Raw genomic sequence first — 13,409 nt, forward strand, 5'->3', positions numbered from 1 at the left:
CATCCGACCGGTCTGAGACAATCCGCCAGTGGATATATCCAATCTCATCCAGACCGTACTCATCTACGCGTTGCCCGTGGTCTTCGCCATCACCGTGCACGAGGCCGCACACGGCTACGTCGCCCGCTATTTCGGCGACAACACGGCCTATGTGCTCGGGCGCGTCACGCTCAACCCCTTCAAGCACATCGACCCGGTCGGCACCATCCTGATGCCGCTGCTGCTGTACTTCGCGACATCGGGCGCATTCCTGTTCGGCTATGCGAAGCCCGTTCCGGTCAATTTCGGGCGCCTGCGCAACCCGAAGCGCGACATGGTCTGGGTGGCACTGGCCGGTCCCGCGTCCAATTTCATCCAGGCGATCCTGTGGGGGCTGTTTCTCGTCGGCCTCGTCGGCGCAGGCATCAATGAAACCTTTTTCATCAAGATGGCGCAGGGCGGCGTGCTCGTCAATCTCGTGATGTGGGCTTTCAACCTGTTTCCGCTGCCTCCGCTCGACGGTGGCCGCGTGCTCGCCGGGTTGCTGCCGCGCGGCGCCGCGCAGAATTTTCTGGCGCGCATCGAGCCCTACGGGTTCTTCATCGTGATGGGGTTGGTCCTCGCCGGCATCGTCAGCAACTACTGGCTGCGTCCGCTGATGGCGGTGGGCTACAGCGCCGTCAACCTATTGCTCACACCCATCATCGCCTTGATCCGCTGAGTCTTTCTCCATGGCCTCCTCCTCCGATCCCGATCCCATTCGCTTCCTCACGGGCATCACCACCAGCGGCACGCCTCACCTGGGTAACTATGTCGGCTCGGTGCGCCACTCGGTGCGCTTCAGCCGGCGTGCGGACGTGCAGAGCTTCTACTTTCTCGCGGACTACCACGCGCTGATCAAGGTCGACGAACCCGCGCGCATTCAGCGTTCGACGCTCGAGATCGCCGCGACATGGCTCGCCTGCGGCCTCGACCCCGACCGCGTCACGTTCTATCGGCAATCCGACATCCCCGAGATTCCGGAGCTGACGTGGTTCCTCACCTGCGTCACGGGCAAAGGCCTGCTGAACCGCGCGCATGCCTACAAGGCATCGGTCGACAAGAACACCGCCAAGGGCGAGGACCCCGACGCCGACGTGACGGCAGGCCTCTTCATGTACCCGGTGTTGATGGGCGCCGACATCCTGATGTTCAACGCTCACAAGGTGCCGGTGGGCCGCGACCAGGTCCAGCACATCGAGATGGCGCGCGACATGGCGCAGCACTTCAACCATCTCTACGGCGAGCACTTCACCCTGCCCGAGGCCGAGATCGACGACGCCGTGGCCACGCTGCCCGGCCTCGACGGCCGCAAGATGAGCAAGAGCTACGACAACACGATCCCGCTCTTCACGCCACGCGCCCACTTGCAGAAGCTGATCGCGGGCATCGTGACCGACTCCCTCGCGCCCGGCGAACCCAAGGACACCGAGGGCTCGGCGCTGTTCCAGATCTACCAGGCCTTCGCCGACAGCGAAGAGACCGAGACGCTGCGCCAAGCCTATGCCGACGGCATCGGATGGGGCGACGCGAAGCAGATCCTGTTCGAACGCATCGACCGCGAAATCGCGCCGATGCGCAAACATTACGACGACCTGATCAACGACCCGGCCCAGATCGAAAAGATCCTGCGGGCCGGTGCGGAGAAGGCACGCGCGATATCGCGTCCGTTCGTTGCCGAGCTTCGGCAGGCCGTGGGGTTGCGCAACCTGGCCGCCAGCGACAAAGGCACCGCAGCGCGCAAGGCAGCCAAGGTCTTGCGGCCCAGCTTCAAGCAGTACCGCGCGAGCGATGGTCTTTTCTATTTCAAGCTTCTCGACGCGAGCGGCACACAACTGGTACAAAGCCGGGGGTTTGCGTCGCCGCAGGAAGCAGGCCGGGCGATCGCCACGCTGAAACAGCAGCGCCGCGCCGCACTGGCGCAGCTGACCGAACAACTCGAGCCGATGGGCAACGAGGAAATGAGTGCGGCATCCGCCGCACTGGAGGCGCTGGCTGCGGATGCAGCGAGTGAAGGTTGATTTAAAGTGACAGCAATGCGCGGCGATGGGATCCAGTCCACCCGACCCGCCGACACAGTGAGAAAACCATGAGTATCTACGTCATCGATGACCACCCCCTGATGCGCGACGCCATCGTGATGGTGCTGCGGCGCCTTCGACCGGCCGAGAACATCGTCGAGCTCGAACGCCTCGACAAGCTGGCTGGCGCGGTCAAGCAGCACGGCGCGCCGGGCCTCTTCTGCCTGGACCTGAAGCTGCCGGACACGACCGGTGTCTCCGGCGTGGTCGCGGTGAAGCATGCCTATCCGGACGTACCGATCGCGGTCTATTCCGCGTCGCCCTCCGCCGACATGGAAGAGGCCTGCATCGAAGCTGGCGCCGACACCTACATCGAGAAGTCCGCCAGCTCGGCGGAACTCACCGCCGCATTGCGCGGCCTGCTGATGGCCGATTCCGAAACCGAGGAGCCGGTGGCAGCAGCCAACAGCAAGCTCTCGAAGCGCCAGACCCAGCTCATCGCGATGCTCGATCAAGGCATGAGCAACCGCGACATCGCCACCGAACTCGATATCAGCGAGCACACCGTGAAGGTGCATCTATGGCGCCTGTTCCGTCGGCTCGGCGTGAAGAGCCGGACGCAGGCCCTGCACCACGCGCGCACCAACGGATTGCTCTCGTCTTCGAGCTAAACCAGGCTTGCCCCCTGCCAGGGGCAATGCCTGCGGCTCCGGCGAAGTCAGCCGACTGCGCCTGAAATTCTTGTCTGGGCTTGGGTTTCGTCCGCGTCGTGCAATGCGACGCGGAACACGCTGCCGCGGCCGAGGCGGGATCGCACGCTGACCGGATGGCCCAGGGCGTGCGACAGGCGCGCCACGATGGCGAGGCCGAGGCCAAAGCCGTCAGAGGTGCCGGCATGGTCGGCCACCTTGTAGAACTCCAGGAACACGTCCCGCAGGTGCTCCCGCGCGATGCCGATGCCGGTGTCCCATACCTCGACGCGCAATCCGTCGCGCGTCTGCCTCGATGCCAGCAGCACACCGCCTTCGGCGGTGTACTTGATGGCATTGGCGAGCAGGTTGCCGATCATGCGACGTACGCGGATCGGATCCGTCAGCACCGTCCCGGGCGTCACGTGGATCCTGAAGGTCAGGCCCTTGGCTTCGGCAACAGGGCGGTACTGCAGCTCCAGGTCGTGCAGCAACTGGGCAACGTCGACCCGCTCGATGTGCAGCCTCACCTGCCCTGAATCGATGCGCGCAAGGTCGAACAGCGAATCGAACAGCGCATTCACCGCGTGCGTCGCACGGACGATCTTCGGCGCGATCTCGGCGACCAACTCGGGCTCGTTGCGCAACCAGTCGGCGTAGAGCGAAAGCGCAAGCACAGGCTGGCGCATGTCGTGCGCCGCGCTGGCGAGGAAGCGGTTCTTCATCGCCACGGCCGACACGGCCGCTTGCCGCTGCTGCGTGAGCGAATTGATCAGGATGTGGTTGTGGAACAGCAGCTCGAAGCTGTTGCGCGCGGTCTCGTGGATGCGCCGCCCCGCCCGCAGCAGCAGCCACCAATGCAGGCCCGGCAGCATCAGGAAGCCGTAGTGGAAATGCGGCCGCTCGAAGTTGAGCTCGATCATCCGCAGGACGATCGACGCCAGCATCGTGAAGAACAGCGTGTTGACGTAGCGCTTGAGCAGCGGCGGATGCAGCGCGAGCCCGTTGAGCGGAAAGGTCGCCACGCCGGCGACGATGAGCCAGCTCATGAACTGATTCACGAGCGGCGTGCGCTCGAAGAAGATCAGGATCGACAGGCCCCATGCGAACGCGCTGGTGGCCCAGAGAATGCGATAGTGGTCGACGAAATACTGCTGCGCCGCGGAGTCCCGGTCGGCGTAGTGACGCGCATAGATCTGCTCGCCCCAGATACGGCAACCCGTCGCGGCAATGCCGATGCACAGCCACGCGATCAGTTGCCAGCTCGGTACGTAGCCCCAGCTCAAGCCGACCATCGCGGGCATCAACGCCGCGGCCAGCAGGTACGAGCCGCGCGAAGCCCGCATCAGGCTGCGAATCAGCTCGCCACGGACCCACGGTTCGGCCTCGTCGGCGGAAGCAGGCGCCGGCGTCAAACTCGCAAAAGACGAATTACCCAGACCCGCGAACGACGAATTTCCCATCATGGCATTACTGCCCCCCTGTCAGTCAGGCCGCAAAAAAAGGCCCCTCGCGAGGGGCCCTGCATGCGGCTGCAGACCGCCCACCAAGCAGCGGCCTGCCACGCGCTCCATCTTAATTGCCCGCGCTCGGGTCTTCAGTCGAGACCTTCCCGAAATCGTCGCGCGCGCACAACGTGCCCGCGGCAACGCTAGATGGTCAGGTCGGCAAATCCCGTATTGCCTGTATGCGGACGAGAAGTCCACTCCGACACGAAGTATTCCGCTCGGTATTTCACGCGCCCCAACGCTGCCTCGCGGCTCGGCTGTTGGGCGATGACGAGAACGCAGCGCTGTGCGCCCTTGAAGCTCAACTCCGCCTTGCCCGAGTACGTGCCCTCCGGCGAGGGATTCAGGTCAATTCTGCAAGTCCAGCCAGCCGGAAGGTCTGGCTCAAGTGATGAGTCGAGCATAGCCCTCCAAGCATAACAACGACAGTCGATGGCATCGGGGAACCGCCCGGTCCGGGCGGCTGCCGAAGCATCCCCTACCAGCGCCGATCGACTGTCTACAAGGCGCATCTTGCGGCAAGCCTGTTTCAAGCCCAGGACATCCGGCAGGAGGCCCGCCTGGCGGCGGGGTATCTCAGCCCGTCGTCAGAATCCCGCGCGCGGCGATCCGATGCCTGCGCCCGGACGAGCTTACAGTTGGCGGCCATCAACCCTGGAACCACCATGAGGGAGTTCAGTCGCCTCCATCGCCGCCTGGGCACTGACGCCCAGGTGCGGCAACTCAGAGTCACGATCGCACTCGCGTTCGCCGGGAGCGCGTTCATTGCGGTGTGCAAGACACTGGCAGCCTCGGCGACAGGTTCGGCGTCGATGCTCGCAGAGGCCGTGCATTCGTGGATCGGCACGGTGTCCGAGATCTTCCTCGTGGTCGGCTACCTTGCGGCGCGCCGTCCGGCCGACCCACAACACCCGCTGGGCTACGGCCGCGAGTCCTTCGTGTGGTCTCTGTTCGCTTCGATCGTCATGTTCGTGGTCGGCGCCCAGATCGCCATCTGGCGCGGCATGGCGCAGCTCGGCAGCGCCGAGACGCCCAACGACTACCGCTTCGGATACGCCGTCATCGCGGTATCGCTCGTGCTCCAGCAAGTGTCGTTCGTGCGGGCGGTCCGCTTTGTGCGGGCGCGCGCCGCCGAACGAGACTCGGGCATCTTCAAGCACGTGTTCGACACGTCCGATTCCCAGCTGCGTGCGGTGGTGATCGGTGACTTCATCTCTCTCGTCGGCCTGATCGCGGCCGGGCTGGGCATGGCATTGCACCAGCTCACCGGAAAGGCGTTCTATGACGCGATGGGGTCGATCCTGATCGGGCTCCTGATGGGCGTGGCGGGCTTGTTCCTCATCAATCAGAACCGCCGGTTTCTGGCTGGCGTCCCGTTGTCGGATGAACGCAGCGCGATGGCCGTGCAAGCGATCGAGAAAGATCCCCGCGTCGAACGCGTGACCTACTTCTTCGCCGAATTCGTCGGGCCGGACCGCCTGCTCGTCGCCGCCCGCGTCGTGATCGCGGGCGAGCCGACGCAGACCGAGCTTGCGCGCATCCTGCACGATCTGGAATTGCGCGTGATGGAGCACAAGTCCGTCGCGCGCGCGATCTTTGCGCTCGCCACGCCCGAGGATGTTGGCGTTGCTATTCGATCCGCGCGATGACGGCGCCGACATTCACGTACCCACCGGCCTCGACGCTGCGCGTCAGCCGACCGGCACGGTGCGCGCAGACCTGCATTTCCATCTTCATTGCCTCCATGACGGCAATGACTTCTCCTTGCGCAACCTCCGCGCCTTCCTCGCTCTTCCATGCGCGCAGGGTTCCCGCAACAGGGGCTGCCACAGCAGCCTCGTCGCGATCCGATGCGGCCTCAGGCGCGAGTTTCGGGGAGGCATCCGCGGCGCCGGCAGACTGAGTCCCGCGCAGCAGTTCGGCCGGCAAGCCCAGCGCAACGCGGCGGCCGTCGATTTCCATGACCGTGCGATGAAGCGCCGTAGCGGGTAGAGGCTCGGGGCGCGCCGCCGCCGCCAGTTCGGGAGCGAAGTCGGTCTCGATCCAGCGGGTGTGCACCTTGAAGCCGTCGCCTCCCACGAAGTCGGAATGGGCCACGACGGCGCGATGAAAGGGCAGCACCGAGGCCACGCCTTCGATGCGGAACTCCGCCAATGCACGCCGGGCGCGGGCCATGGCCTGCTCGCGGGTGGCACCTGTGACGATCAGCTTGGCCATGAGCGAATCGAAAGTGCCGGGCACCGTCGAACCGGACACCACGCCGGTGTCCAGGCGAACACCGGGGCCCGACGGCGGCTCGAACGCGAGCACACGGCCGGGTGAAGGCAGAAAGCCGCGGCCCACGTCTTCGGCATTGATGCGGAACTCGATCGCATGGCCGCGCGCCGTTGGCGTCTGCGCGACCGACAGCGGGTGTCCGTCGGCGATGCGCAGCTGCTCCACGACCAGATCGATCCCGCAGGTTTCCTCCGTCACCGGGTGCTCGACTTGCAGGCGCGTATTGACTTCGAGGAAAGAGATGGCGCCCGACGCACTGAGCAGGAACTCCACCGTACCGGCACCCACATAGCCCGCCTTTGCGCAAACGTCGCGCGCGGCCTGGTGAATGCGCTCGCGCTGTGCGTCGTCGATGAACGGCGCGGGCGCCTCTTCCACCAGTTTCTGGTTGCGCCGCTGCAGCGAGCAATCGCGCGTGCCGAGCACGACCACCTGACCGTGCGTGTCGGCAATCACTTGCGCCTCGATGTGGCGGGGTCGATCGAGGAATTGCTCGACGAAGCATTCGCCGCGGCCGAAGGCCGTCACGGCTTCGCGGACGGCCGACTCGTAGAGATCGGCCACTTCATCCATGCGCCAGGCCACTTTGAGCCCCCGACCGCCGCCGCCGAAGGCCGCCTTGATCGCGATGGGCAGGCCATGCTTTTCCGCGAAGGCCAGCACGTCCTGTGCGCCGCTCACCGGATCGGCGGTGCCCGCAACCAGCGGTGCACCCACTTGGAGCGCGATCTTGCGTGCCTGCACCTTGTCGCCGAGCCGCTCGATCGCGGCGGGCGGCGGCCCGATCCAGGTCAGGCCAGCATCGATGACGGCCTGGGCGAAGGCTGCGCTCTCCGACAGGAAGCCGTAGCCGGGATGCACTGCATCCGCACCAGAGCGCGCTGCGACGGCGAGCAGCTTGTCGATGCTCAGGTAAGTATCGGCCGGCCTGTCGCCGTCGAGACCATGGGCCTCGTCGGCCATGCGCGCGTGGAGTGCATCGATGTCGGCGTCGGCATAGACCGCGACCGACTGCACGCCGTAGTCGGCGCAGGCGCGGGCGATTCGTACGGCGATCTCGCCGCGATTGGCAATGAGGACTTTTTTCATGAGCGTGGATGGTTGACGAGCGGTATCGGGCGAAGGCGGACGCGGGCGCCGATTGGCAACTGCCCTGCGCGGTCGAGGTGATAGGTGGCGACCGATGCGATCACGGGATAGCCGCCCGTCAGCGGATGGTCGGCCGTGAACAGCACGGGCTGCCCGTTGGGTGGCACCTGCAGCGCACCGAGCGCCGTGCCTTCGCTGGGCAGTTCCGCGCCTTCCATGGTTGCGGTGCGTGCCAGCGGCCGCTCACCCGAGAGGCGGACGCCGACGCGATTGGATTGGGGGGTGACCGTCCACGTCTGGCTGGCGAGCAACTCGATGGTCTCGGGCGTGAACCAGTCGGTGCGCGGTCCCATCACGACATCGAGCGTGATGACTTCGCTGAGCGTCGGCAGGTCGTCCGGTGCCGACTCGGGCGGCGCCACCACGGCACCGCGCGCCACCGGCCGTATCGGCAGCACATCGCCTGCGGCGAGCGGGCGGGGTCCGATGTTCGCCAGGGTGTCGGTCGCGCAGCTGCCGAGCACGGGCGTCACTTCAAAGCCGCCGCGTACCGCCACGTACGAGCGAATGCCAGCGCGTGGTTCGCCAAGCAAGAGGGCGTCGCCATCGGTCAGCGCGACAGGGGCATGGCGCGGCACAGGCCAGCGCGCGTCATTGCCTGCAATGAGTTCGAGCGGCGCCTCGGCACCTGTGACAGCCACGACTGCCTCACCGCGACAAACGAGTCGGAAGCCGCCGTAGACGATTTCAAGACAAGCTGCGTCAGGGTCATTGCCCACCAGCCGATTGGCTGCGCGCAGCGAGGCCCTGTCCATCGCGCCCGATGTCGAAACGCCCTGCCCCGCCTGGCCGTGCCGACCCAGGTCCTGGAAGAGCGCCAGCAAGCCGCTCTGGCGGACTTCCAGCGCGGCGCCGCCTGCGGGCGCAACAGACCGCACCTCGCTGAGCGCGGACTCCGATGCGGCGGGTGCTGCCGCTTGCGGCCCCACGTCGACGAAGCGCACGCGCTGACCAGGCTGCAACAGCGCAGGCCGTTCACGCGAGAGGTCCCACATGGGCGTGGCGGTCACGCCGATGATCTGCCATCCCCCAGGGCTCGCCTGCGGATAGACGCCGCTGAAACTGCCCGCCAAGCCCACTGCCCCCGCCGGAATACGCGTGCGCGGCGTTGCGCGACGTGGCACGTTGAGACTCGGATGGCCGCCGCTGAGATAGGCGAATCCCGGCGCGAAACCGGTGAAGGCCACGGTGTAGTCGCTGCCCGTATGGCGGCGGACCAGTTCCTCGGGCGAAATCTCCAGCAGCCGGGCCATTTCGTCGAGGTCTTCGCCGTTGTAGGTGACGGGAATCTCGATCCGGTCGCCGGCCACCTCGGCGCGTGCGTCGACGCTGCAAAGGCTGATGCGCTCTATCAGCTCCGAACGCGCAATCGCGGCGGGGCGAAAGCTCACCAACAGCGTGCGCGCAGCGGGCACGATTTCGCCCACGCCTGCGATGGGTTCGGCCTGCAACGACGCCAGCAACGCCAGCGTTTGAGACAGGTCGTCCAGCTCGACGAGCACGGCGTCGAGATTGACGGGGAGGAAGCGCATCAAGCCCCCTGATCGGCGTCGGCCGTGCCGGCGAACGAGCGAACGACGACGCCGGCGCCTTCGAGCAGCAGGCGCACCTGCCGCGCCATCTCGACCGCGCCGGGGCTGTCGCCGTGGACGCAGATCGAATCGGCCTGGATGCTCACCGTGCTGCCGTCGATGGCCGTGACGACGCCTTCCCTGGCGAGGCGCAGCATGCGCTCGGCGACTTCCTGCGGATCGTGCAGCACCGAGCCGGCCTGCCGCCGCGAGACCAGCGAGCCGTCCGGCATGTAGGCCCGGTCGGCAAAGGCTTCCGCCACGACGCGCAAGCCCTGGTCACGCGCCCAGCCCAGCAACGGCGAGCCAGCCAGTGCGACGAGACTCAACCCGGCATCGATCTCGCGGATTGCTGCGATGACATCGTTCGCCTGTCGCTCGTCATGCGCGATGGTGTTGTAGAGCGCACCGTGCGGCTTGACATAGCGCACGACCGTGCCGGCCGCCGCGGCGAGGCCTTTCAGTGCGCCGATCTGGTAGATCACATCCGCCCGCAGGTCGGCACTGGCCACGTCCATCGCACGACGCCCGAATCCGATGAGGTCGGGATAGGACACGTGAGCGCCGACCGCGACGCGCTTGGCCTTGGCCCGCCTCAGGGTCTGGAGAATGCCGGCCGGATCGCCCGCATGAAAGCCGCAGGCCACGTTGGCGCTGCTCACGATGCCGAGCATGGCGTCGTCGTCGCCCATGCGCCATGCGCCCAGGCTTTCGCCGAGGTCGCTGTTCAAGTCGATGTTCATCTGGAGCCCCTGAATGACCACGGCGCGCGATGCGACGCGGTCGGATTTTTCTTCAAGCGGTCAATGGAGTTGACCGCCGGTTTCCCGCGCATCTTCGCGCTCGGTGAGCGCGGTTCGCAGCAGCATGCGCAAACCCTCGATCTGCGTGGCGAGCGCCATGCTGGGTGTACCACCGAGGCGGGCCGCCTGCTCCGGCAAGCAAGGCAGATGGACGAAGCCACCACGCGCGGCGGCCAACTCGGGCCGCGTCGCCAGCCGATGCATCAGCGCATAGAAGATGTGGTTGCAGACGAAAGTGCCCGCCGTGTTGGACACCGATGCCGGAACGCCCGCCGCGCGCATGTCGCGCACGATGGCCTTGATCGGCAAGGTCGAGAAATACGCCGCCGGGGCGCCGCGCACCACCGGCACATCGATCGGCTGGCGCCCGTCGTTGTCGGGGATACGGGCATCGTCGACATTGATCGCCACGCGCTCGGGCGAGATCTCGGCGCGTGTGCCGGCCAGGCCCAGCGCGACGATGAGCGTCGGGCGGTATTCGGCCAATGCGCTGTCGAGCCGATCGATGGCGCTGCCGAACACGCACGGCAACTGCGCCGCCTTGACTTCGGCGCCCTCGCAGACCCAGCCGTCCAGGGCCCTGGCGACTTCCCACGAGGGGTTGACCGTGTCCCGCTCGAAGGGCTCGAAGCCCGTCACCAGGACGCGGCGGCCCGATTCGCGTGGTTGTTTCATGACAGGGTCCTCAACGGAACATGAGGAAGTAGAGCAGGAAAACGTTCACCGTGAGCAGCGTCAGCGCCGTCGGCACCTGCACGCGGATCACCGCGTTCTTGTCGGGCAGTTCGAGCAACGCGGCCGGCACGATGTTGAAGTTGGCGGCCATCGGCGTCAACAGCGTGCCGCAATAGCCGGACAGCATGCCGACCGCGGCCATCACCGCCGGGTTGCCGTGGTACACGCCGACCAGGATCGGCACGCCCACGCCGCCGGTCATCACCGGGAACGCCGCGAAGCCGTTGCCCATGATCACGGTGAACAGCGCCATGCCGATCACATAGACCGCCACCGCGAAGAAGCGCACGTCCATGTTGATGTAGCTGGTCGTGAGATACGCGACCGCCTTGCCCACGCCCGCGTCGGAGAACACCAGCCCCAGCATGCCCAGCATCTGGGGCAGCACGAGCGCCCAGCCGAGCGCATCGGTCAGACGGCGCGATTCGCGGATGGCCTGCGCCGGCGTCTCGCGGGTCAGCCAACAGGCCAGCCCCAGCGCGACGATACAGCCGATACCGAGGCTCACGAGCGTCGTGTTCTTCGGGTCCAGTAGCGGCACGCCGCCGATGATCAAGTGGCTCGCCGACAGCGTGCCCGCCATGGTCAGCAGCGGAATGGCCAGCGCCGGGATGAAGAGCTTGTTGCCCAGTCGCTTGGCGCTGGCGGCGTATTCGGCGACCGAGCGCGCGGCATGGTGGCCCACACCGACGCCGCCGAACCCGGCGATCAACGCCATCACGATCGCGCCCACGCCGACCCAGACGGGCGGCAATTGGTCGCCGACGAGAAACACCAGCGAGTACAGGCCCCAGAACAGTGCGCTGGAGTAGCGCTTCGGATGCTGGCGGTCGGCCAGCGTCATCACTGCGGTGAGCGCCAGGATCGCGCCGACCAGGTAATAAAGGTGAACGATGGACAGCACCATGATCAGACCCCTTGCTTGCTGACGGCGGCTGGCGCCGCATCGGACTCGGAGGCCGCAGGGGCCTTCGCCAGTTCATCGGCCAGCAACTTGTCGAGCCTGCGCAATCGCCAGGCATGGATGATGAACGCCGATACCGCCGTCGGGATACCCCACACCGCAACGTGAATCGGCTCGACATCGATGCCTGCCTCGTGAAGGAAGGTGGTCATGAGCACGATCGCGCCGAAGGCCACGAACATGTCTTCACCGAAGAACAAGCCCACGTTGTCGGTGGCGGCCGCGTAGGCACGCAACTTGTGCCGCACACGCTCGGGCAGCGTGCCGTAGCGGGCTTCCGTCGCACCCTCGGCCATGGGCGCCAGCAGCGGGCGGACCATCTGGGGATGCCCGCCGAGGCTGGTCAGCCCCACGGCGGCCGTCAACTGCCGGGCGCCCAGGTAGACGATGAGCAAACGCCCGGCGGTCGCCGATTTGAAGCGGCTGATCCAGTCTTGTGCATGCTGGCGCAACCCGTGCCGCTCAAGCAAGCCGATCACCGTCAGCGGCAGCAGGATGATGAGCGGCAGATTGCGTGTCTTGACGAACCCGGTGCCGATGGTGGCGAGGATCTTGTCCAAAGGAAAGCCTGCGGCGAAGGCCGTCACGATCGCGGTGACGATCACGACCAGCATCGGATTGAAGCGCAGGATGAAGCCCGCAATGATGACGGCCACCCCGATCAGGGGCCATAGATGGATGTCGCTTGCCATGAGGATCGCTCCTTGAAAACGTCGATGGGATTGAACAGAACCGGTTTCAACGATCGCAAAATGCGTGCCAATCGATCAATCATCTAATTTGATTGACTGGCTTAAACATCTAATATTGTTGAACAATACATAGATTGTTGATCCATCATCGAAGGTCAATCATTGGTGCAAACCCGCAATCCGAGCGGCAAAACTCGTTGACTGATTGGCCGATCTGCTACAACCGCTGGCAACCTTCATCGAATAACTCACCAATGAAACAACCTGCGCCGATGCCGTCGACTCTCTTGACGCTGAGTGAACGCATCGCCGAGCAACTTCGGCGGATGATCACCCAGGGCGAGTTTTCTCCGGGTCAGCGCCTGTCCGAGCAAGCGCTCAGCGAGAAGCTGGAGATCTCGCGCAACACGCTCAGAGAGGTCTTCCGGGTGCTGACCAAGGACGGCCTCCTCAAGCATGCGCCCAATCGCGGTGTGTTTGTTGCGATTCCCAGCATCGCGTCGATCATCGACATCTACCGCGTCCGCCGGCTGATCGAATGCCAGGCGCTGCGGCAGGCGTATCCGCGCCATCCGGCCAAGGCCCGCATGCGCGAAGCGGTGGAAACGGCAACGCGCAGCCGCGCCGCGTCGGACTGGCTGGGCGTGGGGACGGCGAACATGGCCTTCCATATGTCAATCGTCGAATTGGCCGACAGCGAACGCCTCAACCTCATGTTTGCGCAGGTGCTGGCCGAACTTCGGCTCGCCTTCGGACTGCTGCAAGATCCCGAGTTCCTGCATGCGCCGTACGTCGACATGAACATGAAGATTCTCGAGTTGGCCGAAGCGGGCGAGTTTGCCAAGGCCGCGATCGAGCTTGGCGACTACCTGGTGCATTCCGAGCGCATCGTTCTTGCCGCCTACGCCCGTCGTATCGAGAGCGCGGATTTGAGCGGGATCTGAGCCCTCGTCGAGCCTTTCATCCAGTCGACGCGCGCCAC

Annotated in this window: 13 protein-coding genes; 5 read left to right on the forward strand and 8 right to left on the reverse strand. The window is 65.6% G+C overall.

The genetic code is table 11. The features are described 5' to 3' along the window. Positions 1-28 precede the first annotated feature (28 nt). The 3 genes from AC1DN9_RS05875 (at position 29) to AC1DN9_RS05885 (ending at position 2,710) form a co-directional block, all read left to right on the forward strand. Positions 29-700 carry a site-2 protease family protein gene (locus AC1DN9_RS05875; protein ID WP_478098175.1) on the forward strand — a complete coding sequence of 224 codons (672 nt, stop codon included), beginning with the start codon at positions 29-31 and terminating at the stop codon, positions 698-700. 10 nt (positions 701-710) lie between these two features. Continuing rightward, the gene (locus AC1DN9_RS05880; RefSeq protein WP_478098177.1) at positions 711-2,039 is read left to right on the forward strand and encodes a tryptophan--tRNA ligase; all 1,329 of its coding nucleotides are present in this window, start codon (positions 711-713) and stop codon (positions 2,037-2,039) included. Positions 2,040-2,107: 68 nt separating this feature from the next. Next, positions 2,108-2,710, forward strand: coding sequence for a LuxR C-terminal-related transcriptional regulator (locus tag AC1DN9_RS05885; protein WP_478098179.1), 603 nt, complete (start codon positions 2,108-2,110; stop codon positions 2,708-2,710). Positions 2,711-2,757: 47 nt separating this feature from the next. On the opposite strand, the gene shkS is transcribed toward AC1DN9_RS05885, so the two are convergent. Together shkS and AC1DN9_RS05895 are read right to left on the reverse strand one after the other, a co-directional pair. After that, on the reverse strand, positions 2,758-4,194 hold the full coding sequence (shkS, locus tag AC1DN9_RS05890) for a surface-behavior sensor histidine kinase ShkS (RefSeq protein ID WP_478098182.1): 1,437 nt from the start codon (positions 4,192-4,194) through the stop codon (positions 2,758-2,760). Positions 4,195-4,379: 185 nt separating this feature from the next. Continuing rightward, a complete protein-coding gene (locus AC1DN9_RS05895; protein WP_478098186.1) occupies positions 4,380-4,640 on the reverse strand; it encodes a hypothetical protein in 261 nt (86 codons plus the stop codon). 261 nt (positions 4,641-4,901) lie between these two features. Between AC1DN9_RS05895 and AC1DN9_RS05900 the strand changes: the two genes are divergently transcribed. Further along, positions 4,902-5,885, forward strand: a complete 984-nt coding sequence (locus AC1DN9_RS05900) for a cation diffusion facilitator family transporter (protein WP_478098188.1) — start codon at positions 4,902-4,904, stop codon at positions 5,883-5,885. Here the strand turns inward: AC1DN9_RS05900 and AC1DN9_RS05905 are convergent. Genes AC1DN9_RS05905 through AC1DN9_RS05930 form a run of 6 tightly spaced genes read right to left on the reverse strand, consistent with a single transcriptional unit; the run spans position 5,866 to position 12,427 of the window. After that, a complete protein-coding gene (locus AC1DN9_RS05905) occupies positions 5,866-7,602 on the reverse strand; it encodes an acetyl/propionyl/methylcrotonyl-CoA carboxylase subunit alpha (RefSeq protein WP_478098190.1) in 1,737 nt (578 codons plus the stop codon). The two genes, AC1DN9_RS05900 and AC1DN9_RS05905, sit on opposite strands and share 20 nt — an antisense overlap. Then, on the reverse strand, positions 7,599-9,194 hold the full coding sequence (pxpB, locus tag AC1DN9_RS05910; protein WP_478098192.1) for a 5-oxoprolinase subunit PxpB: 1,596 nt from the start codon (positions 9,192-9,194) through the stop codon (positions 7,599-7,601). The genes AC1DN9_RS05905 and pxpB overlap by 4 nt, the downstream gene beginning before the upstream one ends. Continuing rightward, the gene (locus AC1DN9_RS05915; protein ID WP_478098193.1) at positions 9,194-9,976 is read right to left on the reverse strand and encodes a LamB/YcsF family protein; all 783 of its coding nucleotides are present in this window, start codon (positions 9,974-9,976) and stop codon (positions 9,194-9,196) included. The genes pxpB and AC1DN9_RS05915 overlap by 1 nt, the downstream gene beginning before the upstream one ends. 60 nt (positions 9,977-10,036) lie before the next feature. After that, positions 10,037-10,711 carry a pyroglutamyl-peptidase I gene (pcp, locus tag AC1DN9_RS05920; protein ID WP_478098195.1) on the reverse strand — a complete coding sequence of 225 codons (675 nt, stop codon included), beginning with the start codon at positions 10,709-10,711 and terminating at the stop codon, positions 10,037-10,039. 10 nt (positions 10,712-10,721) lie between these two features. Next, positions 10,722-11,678, reverse strand: coding sequence for a DUF979 domain-containing protein (locus tag AC1DN9_RS05925; RefSeq protein WP_478098196.1), 957 nt, complete (start codon positions 11,676-11,678; stop codon positions 10,722-10,724). 2 nt (positions 11,679-11,680) lie between these two features. Further along, positions 11,681-12,427 carry a DUF969 domain-containing protein gene (locus AC1DN9_RS05930; protein WP_478098197.1) on the reverse strand — a complete coding sequence of 249 codons (747 nt, stop codon included), beginning with the start codon at positions 12,425-12,427 and terminating at the stop codon, positions 11,681-11,683. 254 nt (positions 12,428-12,681) lie between these two features. Between AC1DN9_RS05930 and AC1DN9_RS05935 the strand changes: the two genes are divergently transcribed. Further along, entirely contained in the window at positions 12,682-13,371 is a 690-nt protein-coding gene (locus tag AC1DN9_RS05935; RefSeq protein ID WP_478098707.1) for a GntR family transcriptional regulator, read from the forward strand. Positions 13,372-13,409: the final 38 nt, after the last annotated feature.

It is taken from the genome of Variovorax sp. 05L425 (assembly GCF_056397705.1).